Source organism: Streptomyces nojiriensis (assembly GCF_017639205.1).
Lineage (GTDB): Bacteria > Actinomycetota > Actinomycetes > Streptomycetales > Streptomycetaceae > Streptomyces > Streptomyces nojiriensis.
This window is the reverse complement of record NZ_CP071139.1, coordinates 4,577,126-4,593,426: the sequence shown is the minus strand read 5'-3', so window position 1 is coordinate 4,593,426 and position 16,301 is coordinate 4,577,126. Positions and strand designations below refer to the sequence as shown.

General features: G+C 70.9%; 17 protein-coding genes and 1 tRNA gene. 17 read left to right on the top strand and 1 reads right to left on the bottom strand.

The features are described from left to right. Window positions 1-54 precede the first annotated feature (54 nt). The 17 genes from JYK04_RS21410 to JYK04_RS21335 all read left to right on the top strand — a co-directional run bounded on the left by JYK04_RS21410 (window position 55) and on the right by JYK04_RS21335 (window position 15,711). Complete coding sequence (locus JYK04_RS21410) at window positions 55-603, top strand: cysteine dioxygenase family protein (protein ID WP_189737782.1); 549 nt, start codon at window positions 55-57, stop codon at window positions 601-603. Continuing rightward, window positions 603-1,649: a YeiH family protein gene (locus JYK04_RS21405; protein ID WP_189737779.1), complete on the top strand. Its 1,047-nt coding sequence runs from the start codon at window positions 603-605 to the stop codon at window positions 1,647-1,649. Before JYK04_RS21410 ends, JYK04_RS21405 begins: the two co-directional genes overlap by 1 nt. A 244-nt stretch (window positions 1,650-1,893) precedes the next feature. Continuing rightward, complete coding sequence (locus tag JYK04_RS21400) at window positions 1,894-2,841, top strand: trypsin-like serine peptidase (RefSeq protein ID WP_189737776.1); 948 nt, start codon at window positions 1,894-1,896, stop codon at window positions 2,839-2,841. A 52-nt stretch (window positions 2,842-2,893) separates the two neighbouring features. Then, a tRNA-Ser gene (locus tag JYK04_RS21395) sits at window positions 2,894-2,981 on the top strand. A gap of 340 nt (window positions 2,982-3,321) precedes the next feature. After that, window positions 3,322-3,609, top strand: coding sequence for a lactococcin 972 family bacteriocin (locus JYK04_RS21390; protein ID WP_189737773.1), 288 nt, complete (start codon window positions 3,322-3,324; stop codon window positions 3,607-3,609). A 114-nt stretch (window positions 3,610-3,723) separates the two neighbouring features. Then, complete coding sequence (locus JYK04_RS21385; RefSeq protein WP_189737770.1) at window positions 3,724-5,814, top strand: bacteriocin-associated integral membrane family protein; 2,091 nt, start codon at window positions 3,724-3,726, stop codon at window positions 5,812-5,814. 28 nt (window positions 5,815-5,842) lie between these two features. Then, entirely contained in the window at window positions 5,843-6,511 is a 669-nt protein-coding gene (locus JYK04_RS21380) for an ABC transporter ATP-binding protein (protein ID WP_189737768.1), read from the top strand. Next, the gene (locus JYK04_RS41925) at window positions 6,508-6,633 is read left to right on the top strand and encodes a hypothetical protein (RefSeq protein ID WP_268254144.1); all 126 of its coding nucleotides are present in this window, start codon (window positions 6,508-6,510) and stop codon (window positions 6,631-6,633) included. Before JYK04_RS21380 ends, JYK04_RS41925 begins: the two co-directional genes overlap by 4 nt. A gap of 358 nt (window positions 6,634-6,991) precedes the next feature. Further along, window positions 6,992-7,471: a DUF6344 domain-containing protein gene (locus JYK04_RS21375; protein ID WP_189737765.1), complete on the top strand. Its 480-nt coding sequence runs from the start codon at window positions 6,992-6,994 to the stop codon at window positions 7,469-7,471. 576 nt (window positions 7,472-8,047) lie between these two features. Continuing rightward, the gene (locus JYK04_RS21370; protein ID WP_189737762.1) at window positions 8,048-8,359 is read left to right on the top strand and encodes a hypothetical protein; all 312 of its coding nucleotides are present in this window, start codon (window positions 8,048-8,050) and stop codon (window positions 8,357-8,359) included. Between the two features lie 165 nt (window positions 8,360-8,524). Then, complete coding sequence (locus tag JYK04_RS21365) at window positions 8,525-9,676, top strand: acyl-CoA dehydrogenase family protein (RefSeq protein WP_189737759.1); 1,152 nt, start codon at window positions 8,525-8,527, stop codon at window positions 9,674-9,676. Continuing rightward, the gene (locus JYK04_RS21360) at window positions 9,673-10,644 is read left to right on the top strand and encodes a bifunctional MaoC family dehydratase N-terminal/OB-fold nucleic acid binding domain-containing protein (protein ID WP_189737757.1); all 972 of its coding nucleotides are present in this window, start codon (window positions 9,673-9,675) and stop codon (window positions 10,642-10,644) included. The genes JYK04_RS21365 and JYK04_RS21360 overlap by 4 nt, the downstream gene beginning before the upstream one ends. Continuing rightward, window positions 10,644-11,690, top strand: a complete 1,047-nt coding sequence (locus JYK04_RS21355) for an acyl-CoA dehydrogenase family protein (RefSeq protein ID WP_189737754.1) — start codon at window positions 10,644-10,646, stop codon at window positions 11,688-11,690. The genes JYK04_RS21360 and JYK04_RS21355 overlap by 1 nt, the downstream gene beginning before the upstream one ends. Further along, entirely contained in the window at window positions 11,687-12,070 is a 384-nt protein-coding gene (locus JYK04_RS21350) for a MaoC family dehydratase (RefSeq protein ID WP_189737751.1), read from the top strand. Before JYK04_RS21355 ends, JYK04_RS21350 begins: the two co-directional genes overlap by 4 nt. Further along, a complete protein-coding gene (locus JYK04_RS21345; protein WP_189737749.1) occupies window positions 12,067-13,233 on the top strand; it encodes a lipid-transfer protein in 1,167 nt (388 codons plus the stop codon). Before JYK04_RS21350 ends, JYK04_RS21345 begins: the two co-directional genes overlap by 4 nt. 134 nt (window positions 13,234-13,367) lie before the next feature. Continuing rightward, window positions 13,368-13,901 (top strand): SigE family RNA polymerase sigma factor, encoded by a 534-nt coding sequence (locus tag JYK04_RS21340; protein ID WP_189737746.1) that lies wholly within the window; start codon window positions 13,368-13,370, stop codon window positions 13,899-13,901. A 160-nt stretch (window positions 13,902-14,061) separates the two neighbouring features. After that, window positions 14,062-15,711 (top strand): long-chain fatty acid--CoA ligase, encoded by a 1,650-nt coding sequence (locus JYK04_RS21335; RefSeq protein ID WP_189737743.1) that lies wholly within the window; start codon window positions 14,062-14,064, stop codon window positions 15,709-15,711. 13 nt (window positions 15,712-15,724) lie between these two features. Here JYK04_RS21335 and JYK04_RS21330 read toward each other — a convergent pair whose 3' ends face one another. Further along, a complete protein-coding gene (locus tag JYK04_RS21330; protein ID WP_189737740.1) occupies window positions 15,725-16,300 on the bottom strand; it encodes an antibiotic biosynthesis monooxygenase in 576 nt (191 codons plus the stop codon). Between the last annotated feature and the right edge of the window lies 1 nt (window position 16,301).

Sequence of the window (16,301 nt, the reverse complement as noted above, 5' to 3'; positions counted from 1 at the left end):
TTCAGGTCATAACTGTCGTTGGACGTGATGGAAGGTCGGCAGCACGCTGCCGATATGACCACCACCACGCCGGCCCGTACCACCACGAGGATGGCCGCCCTCGTCAGTGAGATCCGCACGGTCGTGGAGCGGGGGCTGGCTCCCGACCTCACCGCGTACCTGGTGGGCGAGCGGCTCGCCCCGCACCTGGGCGCGCCCGACCTGTTGACCGAGGCGCAGCGGGAAGGCGACCCGGAGCGGTACCGGCAGCACATCCTGCACGCCGAGTCCGACGGCAGCTTCTCCGTGGTGGCACTGGTGTGGCTGCCCGGCCAGGAGACCTGCATCCACGACCACGTGTCCTGGTGCGTGGCCGGGGTGCACCTGGGCGAGGAGAGCGAACGACGCTTCCGGCTCGCGCCGGGTACCGGTCCCGCCCGGCTGGTTGCCACCGAGGACGTGGTCAACGCCCAGGGCGACGTCTGCGGGTTCGCCCCGCCCGGCGACATCCACAAGGTGCGCAACTCCTGTACGACCAAGGCGATATCGGTGCACGTCTACGGCGCCGACGTCTCCCGGCTGGGCACCAGTATCCGTCGCGTCTACACGCTCCCCGTCGACTGATGGCCCTCCTCCACCGCCCGCAAAGCGCGGCGGCCCGGGATGTTTCACGTGAAACACCCACTCCGTGGCCCGGGTTGGCGATGGCTGCGGGCGGCGCGCTGACCGCCTGGTGCGTCCACCGACTCGTTCCCGCCGTACCGATGCTGACCGCATCCGTGGTGCTGGGCATCGCGGTGGCGCACCTGCCGGGCCTGCGGACGTTCGTACGCGCGGCCGCGCGCCCGGGACTCTCCCTGGCCGGCCGTCGGCTCATGCGGATGGGCATCGTCCTGCTGGGCCTCGGCCTGGGGCTGGACCAGGTGCTCCGGCTGGGCTGGGCCACCGTGGCCATGGTGGTCGGCGTGGTCGCGGCCACCTTCCTCGGCACCCTCTGGCTGGGCCGCCGGCTGGGACTGCCGGGCGATCAGCCGCTGCTGATCGCCACCGGGTACTCGATCTGCGGTGCCTCGGCGATCGGCGCGGTGAGCGAGGTGTCCGGCAGCGACGAGGAGGACGTGGCCGCCTCCGTGGCACTGGTCACTCTCTGCGGGACGCTCGCGATAGGGATACTCCCGCTCCTCCAAGGGCCGTTGGGGCTCTCCGACCCCGCCTTCGGGCGGTGGGTCGGCGCCGGGGTCCACGACGTCGGACAGGTCGTGGCCACCGCGCAGACCGCGGGCCCCGCCGCCCTGGGCGAGGCGGTCCTGGTCAAGCTGATGCGCGTGGCGCTGCTCGCCCCGCTGGTGGCGGCCGTCGCCTTCTCGGTACGGGCCCGGCGCCGCGGGGTGCGCACCGCCTCGGGCCGCAGGCCGGCGCCGGTGCCGCTGTTCGTCCTCGGGTTCCTGGCCGCGGCCGCGCTGCGCGCCACCGGGGTCCTGCCCGACGTAGCGCTGGAGTGGGCGCACACCGCCCAGGAGGCCCTGCTGGCGGCGGCCCTGTTCGGCCTGGGGAGCGCGGTGCACCTGCCGACGCTGGCCCGCACGGGTGGGCGGGCCGCGGCGCTGGGGCTCGGGGCGTGGGTGGTCGTGGCGGGCGTTTCGTACGCGGGCGTGATGCTCACCGTATGACGCCGTATGGCGTTGCATGGCGGTGCAACGGCGGGGAGTTGGCCATTTCCTGGCCGGAACCGACCGAACGTTCCGACTGCCCGCTGACATTGCGACGCACCCGTGCCACCCTGCCCGGTAATCCGCACGACGCACGACGCACGACGCACCACGAACCGCGCACAGCCGATCCGCACCGACCGCTCTTCACCCCCACCCTGCCCGGCTTCGCCAACCGGCCCGGGCACGGCAGAAGGAGTCATGCGTGAATCGTCATCGCACGGCCTTGTCCGTCCTGCTCGCGGCCGGCGCCCTGGTCGCGGGCGCCCTGACGGCGGCCGGCCCCTCGGTCGCCGCGGATGCCCCCGCGTCCTTCCGGCAGCAGCACACCGACGGCTTCTGGACCGCCGAGCGGATGCGCGGCGCCGCCCCGCTCGACGTGACGGCGGTCCCCGGCGCGGCCCGCACCCCGGTCGCCACGTCGGCGACCCCCACGACCATCGCCCCCACGGCGGCGGCGTCCCCCACGGCGTTCCCGCAGGCGGGCGGCGCCTGGACGGGCGGCGGCGCCGTGGTGAAGACCTCGGGGCGAGTCTTCTTCACGATGGGCGACCGGACCGCATCCTGCTCCGGCGACTCGGTCACCAGCGCCAACGGCAGCACGGTCATCACGGCCGGCCACTGCGTGAAGTACCAGGGGGCCTGGCACACGAACTGGGTCTTCGTCCCCGCCTACAACAACGGCTCCGCCCCTTACGGCCAGTGGTCGGCCACCAAGACCTTCGCCACCGACCAGTGGGCCGCGAGCGAGGACATGAACATGGACGTCGGCCTCGCCGTCGTCGCCCCGCTGAACGGGCAGACCCTCAGCCAGGCCGTGGGAGCCCAGGGCATCGCCTTCAACGGCGGCTACAACAAGAAGATGTACTCCTTCGGCTTCCCCGCGGCGGCCCCGTACGACGGCACCAAGCTGGTCTACTGCAGCGGCAACAGCAGCAAGGACTTCCTGCTGACCAAGGACCACGGTCTGGGCTGCAACATGACCGGCGGCTCCAGCGGCGGCCCCTGGTTCCAGGACTTCAACGAGGCCACGGGCCTGGGCACCCAGGTCTCGGTGAACAGCTTCGGCTACACCTTCCTGCCGAACCGGATGTACGGCCCGTACTTCGGCAACGAGGCGAAGGCGGCCTACGACAAGGCCCAGACGTCCTGACCCCTCGAGCCGCTCCCGCCACCCCCACCTGGCCGGTACTCTGTACCGGCCAGGTGGGTTGCCCGAGCGGCCTAAGGGAACGGTCTTGAAAACCGTCGTGGCGCGAGTCACCGTGGGTTCAAATCCCACACCCACCGCCAAGCGGGCCGAGGCCCAGCTCATGAGGGGTGCCACCGATCTGGTGGCACCCCTTTTTGCACGCGGTGCCGGCCATCGAACTCAGTTCCGGCGGGCGGGCGGGTGGGCGTGCGATGCGGCGCTGACACGTGTCACTTCTGCATGGGGCCGACCAGACGCCATGGCGGGTGGCTGTGGTTGCTCGGCCCCGTCGCGCGTGATGATCATCACGTCGACATGGAGCCCAAGCGTACCAACGGCTTTGAGCCATATGGCCGGTTGACATGCCTCGAACTGTTGCGGCAATCTCCGCAGTGATCATTTTCTGATGATCATCAGTGCGCGAAAAGAAGGATGTTTGCAGTGCAGATCAAGCGCAGCATGAAGCTCGCGGTCGCCACCGGCGCCCTCGTCATCGCCGGTGCCGCTCCGGCCCTCGCGACCACCGCCTACGTCGGTGGCGGCGAGTGGAACTACGGCGCGGGTACCGCCACCGTGTGGTCGGACTACTACCACGGCTCCAAGTGCCACGGCTCGACCTCCGTCGGTGCGTACATCGACAGCGACGAGGCCGCCTCGGGCTCCTGGTCCATCACCTCGGCCAAGGTGAAGCTGAGCGGCAACAAGTCGTACTACAACACCTCTTGCTGATCTGAGGCCGGGTCCCACGACCCGGCCTTGCAGCGATGAGCCGTCCGCGCCGTACGGGCGGACGGCTCGCCCCCCACGAATCGCGCTCCAGAAGTGCCCCTAGCTAGGCAATAGATGCTGCATCGAGGTATCAAGTTCGCCCACGCCGTCGTACTGGCGTTCTCCGCGACCCTCTCTTTCCTCTTCCTCCGGAGCCTCGACGAGGATTGGGCCCTCGGGCACTCCGCCGTCGTCTGGGTGACGGACTCCGACGGTGCGGCCAGCGGCTCGCAGGTCGCCGGCGTGATCGCCGAGTTCGCCGCGAAGAACCACGCGACGATCGCGCGCGAGGTCCCCGACCTCAAGGATCCCTCCCACCGCCGCCATCTCTACCTCGCACCGGGCGGCCCCCACTCCGACTGGCTGCGGGACGGCTATCCCGCGTTCAGCCGCGGTTACCACACCGACGTGCACCCCGTCGCGGAGCTGGGACAGCGCGACCCGCGCGGCTTCTACTACGTCTTCGGGCCGGACGCAGCGGCCGCCTCGCTGACCCGGACCCTCGACGACCTCGGCCTCGTCGCCTCCGTCAACCAGCCCTTCTCCCTGGCGCAGCTGACCACCGTCTACGCCGACAGCGCGCTGTACCGCTCGTTCTTCGTGGTCGCCCTCGCCGTCGTCACGATGACCGGCGCGAGCGTCCTGCTCAACGCCAAGGCCTACGGAGTGCAGCGGCTCCAGGGGAAGTCGTTCGGGCAGATCCTGCTGCGCGACATGCGGCAACTCGGGGCGTTCTGGGCCGTCGCCTGCGCCGTGGTGTCCGCCGCGACCCTGCTGCTCCTCGGCCTCTACAACGGGCTGGCCTGGATCGGCCAGTTCGCCTCGATCGCCCTGGGCTGCACGGTCGCCCTGAGCCTCATCGCCCTCGTCACCCACTGCGCGATGCTCTGGCTGACGTTCCAGACCGACGTACTGCGTGCCCTCAAGGGCGAGCTGCCCGCGCGCGCCGCGTCGGTGAGCGCCTACCTCGTACGGATACCCGCGCTCCTGCTCGCCCTCAGCATCGCGACAGCCGTGGTGCTGGGAGCCCAGGACGTCCTGGCCCGCCAGGAGAGCCGAGAGGCGTACGCGAAGATCGGCGACGCCACGTCGATCCGCTTCAACGGCAGCCTCGCGAGCGACACCGCCCTGCGCAGCCTGGACGAGAACGTGGGCCCTTGGCTGCGCCAGGCCGACCGGGACGGCCAGATCATCGTCGCCGGGCACCGTGACCTCCGGCTGTCGGCCGGCATACCGGGCCTGACCAAGGGCGACCTGCTCGTCGTCAACGAAACCTTCCTCACCGAGCAGCCCGTCCTCGACCCGGCGGGGCGAAGGATCGAACCGACCGCCGCGGCACCCGACCAGATCAGGCTCCTGGTCCCCGAGGCCCTCGCACAGCACACCGGCCGCCTGAAGGAGCTCACCCCGACGTGGCTGAGCCCGAGTGACCCGGGCAAGATCGCTCCCGCCCAGGTCAAGACCCTGCCGTCGAAGGACGGCCAGCGCGTCTTCACCTACAACCCGCGAGGCAAGTCGCACGCCGCGGACAACCCCGGAGCGGACGACTCCCTGGTGACGGACCCCGTCATCATCGTGTTCCCCAACGGAGCGCCCTTCCTGAGCGACAAGGGCTACACCAGCTACGCCTCGCAGCGGAGCATCGTCTTCCACAACCCGGACGACGTCACGGCCGGCGTCGAGAAGCGGCACCTCGAGTCGTACGTCACCGCCATGACTCCCGTGGGGCAGGACGCCGCGCTGGAGCTGCGCAAGGTGGTCGGGGACTTCCGGCTCCAGCTGTTCAACCTGGCGGTGGCCGTGGCGGTGCTGCTCATCACCGGAGTCGGCGTGTGCATCGTCCACTCGCGCAAGAACGCCCAGGCGATCTTCGCCCGCCACATCAGCGGCTGGACCTTCACGGCCACCCACCGTCCCGTCCTGCTGGTCGAAGGCGTCCTCGCCGTACTGCTCGCCGCATGGGTGCCCTTCCAGGTGTGGCAGCAGAACCAGGACGCCGCCCGGTACGAGGCCCTCGGCATCCCCGCCCCCCGCCCGACCGCCGAATTCACCGGGCTCGACCTCGGCGTCACCGGTGTGCTCGTCGCCGTCGAGGTCGCGGCCGTGCTCGTGGCCCTCGTCGTCTTCCACCGCCGGATCGTCAAGGAAGGGGCGGCCGAGTCGTGACCCCCCACCTTTCTGCAGGAGCTTCCACATGATCGAGATCGAGAGCCTGTCCAAGTCCTTCGGCCCGCGAACCCTCTGGTCCGGTCTCTCCTTCACCGTGGAACGCCGGCAGATGCTGGCGCTCACGGGCCCGAGCGGTTCCGGCAAGTCGACGCTGCTCAACTGCCTCGGCCTGCTCGACGCGCCGAGCTCCGGGGCGATCCGGCACGAGGGCCGCGACATCACCGGCTTCGGCCCGCGCGCCACGCGGCACTACCGGCGTGACGTGCTCGGGTACCTCTTCCAGAACTACGCGCTGATCGAGAACGCGAGCGTCGCGGCCAACCTGGAGGTCGCGATGAAGCCGCGTAGAGCGAGGAAGGGCGATCCGACCGTCGCCGAGGCCCTGGAGCGGGTCGGGCTGGCCGGACGCGAGAAGGAACAGGTCCACCGGCTCAGCGGTGGGGAGCAGCAGCGCGTCGCGCTGGCCCGCCTCATCGTCAAGCAGCCCGCCCTCGTCCTCGCCGACGAGCCGACGGGCGCCCTCGACCACGACAACACCTCCATGGTCGTCGAGATCCTCCGCACGATGTGTGAGGAGGGCTGCGCCGTCGTCATCGCCACCCACGACGACGCGGTCCGCGACCGCTGCGACGTGGTCCTGACCGTGGGCGACGCCGCACACCCCGTACCCGTGAAAGAAAGGCAGCTCTCATGAACGCCCGCCTCGTCCGCCGTGCCGTGATCGGCGCCGTGCTCCTTGTCGGCATCGCAGTGCTGGCCGTCTACGGCACGCACGCCGGCACCATCCTCGGCCGGATCGGGCTCCGGATCTTCTGACGCTCCGCCTTCCTCGCCGTTCCTGAAGCAGGCCCGGGTCGCCGACCCGGGCCTGCTTCCGCGTGGTGTGCGCGCCTCCGGAGGTGATCTGCCGGGGCAAGGCAGGCGAGGGGATTCCCGGCTTGCCGGTCGGTCGGCCGCGTGCTGAAGCGAATACGCAGGTCAGGGGAGGTTCGGAAGAAGGTTTTCCGGCGGCCCCAAGGAGGGCGGCCCAGGGTCTGAGTCACGTCCTTGGGCCGTCCGAGTGGTGTTTGTCGGAAGATCGGCGCGGGTCGTGGGGACGGTGCGGTTGCGGCCACATCATGACGAATGTATTCAGATCCGCCCGTCCGAACATCGTGAATCGAGGCACCTCGTCATGACCCAGCGCAGCATCCTCACGTCGATCTGGACCGCCGTCCTCGCCGCCCTGATGGCCGTCCTCTCCGGCTTCGGCATCACGGGGAAGTCGGCTCCGGCCGCCGCCTCCGCACCTGCCCCCGCCCCCGCCGCTGCCGGCACCGAGGCCACCGCCGCACGTCGGCCGGCCGTCGCGGCCCGGCGGACCTGGCGGGCGATGATGCGGGGCGGCTCGCTGCCGCCGACCATCAAGCAGCGGATCCACGCCGAGGCGCACGGCAAGACCCCTTCCGTACGACGTTCCACCACTGCCGCCGCCATGGGCGCCGGTGCCGGAACCGCCTCCCCGACGCCGACCTCGGCCGCAACGCCCGCCGCAGTACACACCGCAGCACGCACCGCAGCACCTGCCGCCGCCGTCGCGGCGCCCACCGCGCAGACCGCAGTACCCCCGGTCGCCGCCGGCGCCACCCGGGGCGCGCTCGCGCTCGCCGCGTAGCCCGGGAGCCTCGTAGCCCCGTAGCCAGTAGTCCCGTAGTCCCGTCGGTCATGTACGTGCAGTGGCAAGAGGACGAGCCAGAGGACCAGCAGGAACGAGAGCAGCAGCAGGCCCGGTAACAGGCGCTGGAGCCCGGTCGGTCGTGACCGTGGATCGCGCTACGTGGGTGCCCCCAGGGCAGGGCACGGATGGATCACCCCGGCTTGCGCCGGGGCGCACAGGGGGCGTGAAGCTTGGCATTGCAGGGCCGCAGGCCCGGGAGACGGTGGGGTTCCCGGATGGCGCGGCCCTTTTCGGCATGTCCGGGACAGGGCAAACCGGCGGAACGCTTCATCCCTTGTGCGGCGTGGGATTCAGCTGTTTCCAGGGTGCTGACCTGGGGCTTCGGGGGCGTGAATGAGGTTTATCCGATGTTGGTCATACTTGCGGGGGAATCGGAGACTCCGAGGTGGTTCGCCGCGGATTCGGTGGGCAACTCTGGTCTCGCGACGTCGTCACCACTCGGAACGAACCACCGAGGCGGTCGGCCAACTGCCTTGGAGCAAGTCCCACTTCGGTTTTCTGGAGGATAAAGACATGGCAAGCATCCGTACCGCCCGCGTCATCGCCGCCGTCGCCGCGCTCCCCCTCGCCGCCGCTCTCTTCGGTGGGGTGGCGTCGGCCGACAACGGCGCCTTCGCGAACGACGGATCGAATGCGAGCGTGGCCGAGATCATCGGCAGCGGTGTGGGCGGGGACAACAACGGCAACTCGTCCACCTCGCAGCAGGTCGCCACCGGTTCCGGCGCATCCAACCGGAGCAACACCGCTCAGGTGAACGGCTCGGCCCTCACTGCGATCGACCAGTCCAATACGGCCGTCGCGGTCAACTTCGTCCCCTGGTGGTAGCCGCGGCCTGAGCCGCTCCGATTCCTCAGGGCGCCCGTGCGACCGGACCGGCTGGGGTCCGGTAGCGCGGGCGCCCTCGCGCATGTCCCCCCGACCTTGACACCACGGGTGAATCTGACGGACAGTCAGGTTCCCTCGATGATGTGATGCCGGGAGGCCAGCGCCGTGCACCTCGCCCCGACCGAAGGCCAGTTGCGGCTCCGCGCCGAGCTGCGCGCGTACTTCAAGGACCTGATGCCGGACGGCCTTCCGGATGATCCGGCCCGCCAGCGCGAACTCCTGCGCCGCATAGGCGCCGACGGGCTCCTCGGCCTCGGCTGGCCCGCCGAGTACGGCGGTCAGGGCCGCGGCGCCGACGAGCAGTTCGTCTTCTTCGACGAGGCCTACCGGGCCGGGGCCCCCGTCTCCATGGTCACGCTCAACACCGTCGGCCCGACCCTGATGAAGTACGGGACCGAGGAGCAGAAGGACTACTTCCTCCCCCGGATCCTCGCGGGCGACACCGTCTTCGCCATCGGCTACTCCGAACCCGAGGCCGGCACCGACCTCGCCGCCCTGCGCACGCGCGCGGTCCGCGACGGATCCGACTGGCTGATCGACGGGCAGAAGGTATTCACCTCCAACGCCCAGAACGCGGACTGGATCTGGCTCGCCTGCCGCACGGACCCCGAGGCCCCCAAGCACAAGGGCATCTCGATCATCCTGGTGCCCACCGACACCCCGGGCTTCTCCTGGACCCCGATCGACACCGTCGGCGGGCTCACCACCACGGCCACGTACTACGACCGCGTCCGCGTGCCCGCCGGCCATCTCGTAGGCGCCGAGGACGGCGGCTGGGGTCTGATCACCAACCAGCTCAACCACGAGCGCGTCGCCCTCGCCGCCATCGGCATGCAGGCCGAGGACTTCTACGCGTACGCGCTCGACCACGCCCGCACCCCCGACCCGGTCACCGGCGACCGGCCCGCAGACCTCCCCTGGGTGCAGTCCCGGCTCGCCGAGGCGCACGCACGCCTCGCCGCCGTGCGCCTCCTCAACTGGCGGCTCGTCCAGGACGTGGGCAGCGGGGCCCTGGCCCCCGGAGACGCCAGCGGGGTGAAGTTCCTCGGCACCGAGTCCACCGTCGAGGTGTACCGGATGTGCCAGGAGGTGGTGGGCGAGGAGGCCCTGATCCGCGGGCCCGCGGCCTTCGCCGGCGGCGAGCTCGAACGGATGAACCGGGCCGCCCAGATCAACACGTTCGGCGGCGGGGTCAGCGAGGTCCAGCGGGAGATCGTCGCCATGATGCGGCTCGGCATGAAGGGGAGGAAGCGATGACGGCGGACGCGGAGGTGGACGACGTGGACGGCACGGTCGCGGCCGAGGCAGAAGCGGCAGCCCGTTTCCACAGCCTGCTGGCGGCCTTCGAGGGGCAGCTGGCCGCCACTGCGGGACGGGGCAAGGACGCGGTCAACGAGCCGATGATCCGGCACTGGTGCGAGGCGATGGGCGATGCCAACCCCGCCTACACCGGCCCGGACGCCATCGCGCCGCCCACCATGCTCCAGGCCTGGACCATGGGAGGCCTCTCCGGCCACGCGGACCGCTCCTCCGCCTACGACGAGCTCCTCACGCTCCTCGACGGCGCCGGCTTCACCTCCGTGGTCGCCACCGACTGCGAGCAGGAGTACCACCGCCCCCTGCGCCCCGGCGCCGAGATCACCTTCGACGCCGTCATCGAGACCGTGTCGCCCCGCAAGACGACCAAGCTGGGCACCGGCCACTTCGTGACCACCCGTATGGACGTCCAGGCGGACGGGGAGCTCGCCGGCACCCACCGCTTCCGCATCCTCAAGTACGCGCCCGCCGCCGGGCCGGTGAAGCGGACCCCGGCACAGCGGCCCGCGTCGCAGCGCCCCCGCCCGGTGGTCAACCGCGACAACCAGGGTTTCTGGGACGGGGTGCGCGACCACAAGCTGCTGATCCAGCGCTGCGCCTCCTGCGCCGCCCTCCGCTTCCCGTGGCTCCCCGGCTGCAACGCCTGCGCGAGCCCCGACTGGGACACGGTCGAGGCCTCCGGCGCCGGCACGGTGTTCAGCTACGTCGTCATGCACCACCCGCCCTTCCCGGCCTTCGACCCGCCCTACGCGGTCGCACTCGTCGAGCTCGCCGAAGGAGTCCGGATGATCAGCAACATCACCGGGGTGCCCTACGACAAGGTGCGCATCGGCCTCCCCGTCCGACTGGAGTTCCTGCGCGTCGACGCCGGCCTCGAACTCCCCGTCTTCCGCGGGAGCGAGGGCTGATGGACTTCCACCCCACCGAGGAGCAGGCCGCCGCGGCCGGTCTCGCCGCCCGGATCCTCTCCGATCTGGCCACCCACGAGCGCCTCGCCGAAGCCGGCACCGGCAGCGACGCCGAGCTGTGGAAGGCCCTCACCACGGCCGGACTGACCGCCGCGGTCGAGGAGGTCGGCCTGCTCGGACTGGTCCTGCTGCTGGAGGAACAGGGCCGCACCACCGCACAGGTCCCGTACGCCGCCACCTGTGTGTACGGGATCCTCCCCGTGGCCGCGCACGGCAGCCCCGAGCAGCGCGCCCGCCTGCTGCCCGCCCTCGGCACGGGCGAGGCGGTGGCCACCGGAGCGTTCCCGGCGCGGGGCCGGATCACCGCCGAGGGCGGCCGGCTCACCGGGACCGCCCCCGCCGTGCCGTGGCTGCGCGACGCCACACACGTACTGGTCCCGGACACGGACCGGGCACTGTGGCTCGTACGGACCGACGCGCCCGGTGTGCGGACCTCCCCGGTGGAGACCACCGCCCCGTGGTCGGCCGGCCGGCTGACGCTGACCGCGGCCGAGGGAGAACGCCTCGGCTCCGACGGCGCGTACGAGGACGCACTCGCCGCCGCCCGCACCGCCTTCGCCGGGCTCCAGGCGGGAGTCTGCGCGGGGTCCCTCGCCCGCGCGGTGGAATACACCTCCACCCGGGAGCAGTTCGGCAGGCCGCTCTCCACCAACCAGGGGGTCATGCTGCGCGCGGCCGACGCGTACATGGACACCGAGGCGATCCGGGTCACCACGTACGAGGCGGCCTGGCGCATCGACCAGGGCCTTCCGGCACACGAGCACGCGCTGACGGCCGCCTGGTGGGCCTCGGAGGCGGGCAAGCGGGTCGTGCACGCGGGCCAGCACCTGCACGGCGGCATGGGCGCCGACCTGGACCACCCCGTCCACCGGCACTTCCTGTGGGGACGACAGCTGGACTCCTACCTGGGCTGCGGCAGCGAGCTGCTGGCCGAGCTCGGAGCTTCGATAGCCGGGGGAGAACGAGCCGAGGGAGAGCAGGCATGAACGTCGGCGACACGCTGCCGCCACTGGAGATCCCGGTCACCCGGACCCTGATCGTCGCGGGCGCGATCGCCTCCCGCGACTACCAGGACGTCCACCACGACGCGGCGCTCGCGCAGGAGAAGGGCTCTCCGGACATCTTCATGAACATCCTGACCACCAACGGCCTGGTCGGCCGCTACATCACCGACCACCTCGGGCCGCGCGCCGTCCTGCGCAAGGTCGCCATCCGCCTGGGCGCCCCCAACTACCCGGGCGACACCATGACCCTCACCGGCACCGTCACCGCCGTGCTCGGCAACACCGTCGAGATCCGGGTCGTCGGCGCCAACGGCATCGGCCACCACGTCACGGGGACGGTCACCGCGGAGGTGCCGGCATGAGCGTCCGCACTCGCGACGAGCTCGGCGGCCGCGCCGCCATCGCCGGCATCGGAGCGACCGAGTTCTCCAAGGACTCCGGCCGCAGTGAGCTCAAACTCGCCGTCGAGGCGGTGCACGCCGCCCTCGACGACGCCGGACTCACCCCCGCCGATGTCGACGGCATGGTCACCTTCACCATGGACACCAGCCCCGAGATCACCGTCGCCCAGGCGGCGGGCATCGGGGACCTGTCCTTCTTCTCCCGTATCCACTACGGCGGCGGCGCGGCCTGCGCCACCGTCCAGCAGGCCGCCCTCGCCGTCGCCAGCGGGGTCGCGGAGGTCGTCGTCTGCTACCGCGCCTTCAACGAACGCTCCGGACGCCGCTTCGGGTCCGGGGTGCAGCAGCGGGAGCCCTCGGCGGAGGGTGCGGCGCTCGGCTGGTCGCTGCCCTGGGGGCTGCTGACCCCCGCCTCCTGGGTGGCCATGACCGCCCAGCGCTACCTGCACACCTACAACCTCACCCCCGAGGCATTCGGGCACGTCGCGGTCACCGACCGCCGGCACGCAGCGAACAACCCCGCCGCCTACTTCCACGGCAAGCCCATCACCCTCGCCGACCACGCCGCCTCGCGCTGGATCGTGGAGCCGCTGCGGCTGCTGGACTGCTGCCAGGAGACGGACGGCGGCCAGGCCGTCGTCGTCACCACGACCGAGCGCGCCCGGGACCTGAGACACGCGCCCGCCGTGATCACCGCGGCCGCGCAGGGTGCCGGGCGCCGCCAGGAGGGCATGACCTCCTTCTACCGTGACGACCTCACCGGGCTGCCGGAGATGGACGTGGTCGCCCGCCAGCTGTGGCGGACCAGTGGGCTGCGGCCCTCGGACATCGACGTCGGCATCCTCTACGACCACTTCACCCCCTTCGTGCTGATGCAGCTGGAGGAATTCGGCTTCTGCGCGCCGGGCGAGGCCGCGGATTTCGTGGCCGCGGACGCGCTGCCGCTCAACACCCACGGCGGCCAGCTCGGCGAGGCGTACCTGCACGGGATGAACGGCATCGCCGAGGCCGTCCGCCAGCTGCGCGGCACCTCCGTCAATCAGGTCGCGGGCGCGGCGCACGCTCTCGTCACGGCCGGTACCGGGGTCCCCACCTCCGGTCTGATCCTCGGCGCCGACGGCTGAGATCCGGGACCCGTGGCCCCCGCCCCCTCCACCTTCAGGGGGTGGGGACGGCCCTGTTCCTACAACCTGAGGTGGATCCACCATCGGCACCTGCGGCCGATCCCACGGCGGGCGGGCGCTCCTAGCGTGGAGACATGACCACGCCTGTGTGCACGCTCGCCTCGAATCCGACGCCGTACCCGTCGTTCTCGGCGTACGTACGGACCCGCGGCACGGTCCTGATGCGCACCGCGCGCTCCCTCACCGCCAACCCGTGCGATGCGGAGGACCTGCTCCAGACGGCCCTCGCGAAGACGTACGTGGCCTGGGACCGGATCGAGGACCACCGCGCCCTGGACGGCTACGTCCGTCGGACCCTCGTCAACACCCGTACCTCCCAGTGGCGCAAGCGCAAGGTCGACGAGTTCGCATGCGACGAGCTTCCGGAGACCGAGTCGGCTCCGGCCGGCGACCCCGCCGAGGCGCAGGCGCTGCGCGACGCGATGTGGCGTGCGGTGACCCGGCTGCCCGACCGGCAGCGGGCCATGGTCGTCCTGCGCTACTACGAGGACCTGAGTGAGGTGCAGACGGCGGAACTGCTCGGGGTCTCGGTCGGCACGGTCAAGAGCGCGGTCTCCCGGGCGCTGGGCAAACTCCGCGAGGACCCGGAGCTCATGCCGGTCCGGTGACGGACGGTGTTTCACGTGAAACACGACGACGCCCGGGGATGTTTCACGTGAAACACGCCCTGGTTTCTACTCCCGGGTAGTGACAGACCGACCGGTATGTGCGCAGAATCGGCAGCATCCGTAGCCGCCGCAGCGCCGCAGCGCTCACCGGGAGGACGCTTTGCTCAGCACCATGCAGGACGTACCGCTCCTCGTCACCCGCATACTCCGACACGGAATGACGATCCACGGGAAGTCCCAGGTCACGACCTGGACCGGGGAGGCTGAGCCGCACCGCCGCAGCTTCGCCGAGATCGGCAACCGCGCCACCCGTCTCGCCGGCGCCCTGCGCGACGAGCTCGGAGTCCAGCAGGACGAGCGGGTCGCCACCCTCATGTGGAACAACGCCGAGCACGTCGAGGCGTACTTCGCGATCCCCTCCATGGGCGCGATCCTGCACACCCTCAATCTGCGGCTCCCCCCTGAGCAGCTGGTCTTCATCGTCAACCACGCCGCCGACCGGGTGGTGCTGGTCAACGGCACGCTGCTGCCCCTGCTCGCGCCGCTGCTGCCGCACCTGCCGACCATCGAGCACGTGGTGGTCAGCGGCATCGGCGACCGCTCCGTGCTCGAAGGCCTGAACGTGCGCGTGCACGAGTACGAGGAGCTCCTCGCGGCCGGCTCCGACAGCTTCGACTGGCCCGAGCTGGACGAACGCCAGGCGGCCGCCATGTGCTACACCTCCGGCACCACCGGGGAGCCCAAGGGCGTCATCTTCTCCCACCGCTCGGTCTACCTGCACTCCATGCAGGTCAACATGACCGAGTCGATGGGTCTCACGGACCGGGACACCACCCTCGTCGTGGTCCCGCAGTTCCACGTGAACGCCTGGGGACTGCCGCACGCCACCTTCATGACCGGCATCAACATGCTGATGCCGGACCGCTTCCTGCAGCCCGCCCCGCTCGCCGAGATGATCGAGCGGGAGAAGCCCACGCACGCCGCGGCCGTTCCCACCATCTGGCAGGGCCTGCTGGCCGAGGTCACCGCCAACCCGCGCGACCTGACCTCGATGAAGCACGTCACCATCGGCGGCTCGGCCTGTCCGCCCGCCCTGATGGAGGCGTACGACAAGCTCGGCGTCCGCGTCTGCCACGCCTGGGGCATGACCGAGACCTCGCCGCTGGGCACGATGGCGCACCCGCCGGCCGGCCTGAGCGCCGAGGAGGAGTGGCCCTACCGGATCACCCAGGGCCGCTTCCCGGCGGGTGTCGAGGCCCGGCTGATCGGCCCGAGCGGCGACCTCCTGCCCTGGGACGGGGAGTCGGCGGGCGAGCTGGAGGTGCGCGGCAACTGGATCGCGAGCTCCTACTACGGCGGCGCGTCCGGCGAACCCTTCCGGCCCGAGGACAAGTTCAGCGCCGACGGCTGGCTCAAGACCGGCGATGTCGGCGTGATCAGCGCCGACGGCTTCCTCACCCTCACCGACCGCGCCAAGGACGTCATCAAGTCCGGCGGCGAGTGGATCTCCAGCGTGGACCTGGAGAACGCGCTGATGGCGCACCCCGAGGTCGCCGAGGCCGCCGTCGTCGCCGTCCCCGACGAGAAGTGGGGAGAGCGCCCGCTGGCCACGGTCGTCCTCAAGGAGGGCGCGAGCGTGAACTACACGGGTCTGCGCGAGTTCCTCTCCCTGACCATCGCCAAGTGGCAGCTGCCGGAGCGCTGGACGTTCATCGAGACGGTGCCGAAGACCAGTGTCGGCAAGTTCGACAAGAAGGTGATCCGCAAGCAGTACGCGGACGGCGCGCTGGACGTCACCAAGCTCGACTGACGACCGCGGGCGCCTAACCCCGGGTGAGCCATGGCCGCAGCAGCCTGCTGACCGCGGGCATGGCCACGTAGGTCATCAGGGTGCTGAACACGACGGCGAAGGCGGCCGTCCGCAGCACGAAGTGCAGATCCACCAGGTACGGCCCGAGCACCGCGTTGCCGATCAGCGAGATCGGGAAGATCGCCAGCCCAGAGCTGATCACCATCTTCCACCGCGGCGGCGCGGGCCGGGTCGTACCCGGCTTGGCGAACCAGGTCTCCATGCCGTGCAGTTCCCGGCGGGCTATCTCCGTGTGGTGGTGTCCGAGGCAGTTGGCGAACCACTGCGCCCGCTCCGGGGAGTCCTGCCAGCGCTGGAACGCGGCCTGATTGCGGAAGCGGTGGACCAGGAACCACGGCCCGCCCTCCGTCGCCGGCCGGAAGAGCCCGTACCCGAGGTGGTCCGGGAAGCCCGCGGCCGTCTCCAGGATGCCGTGGGCCCAGGCCTCGAAGGTCTCCTCGTGGCCGGGCTCCACCTGCCGTGCGATGAGCAGATTCACCTCTCCGTTGTCGGCGGGGACGGTGTGCTCGCTCGTGTTGATGATGGCCATC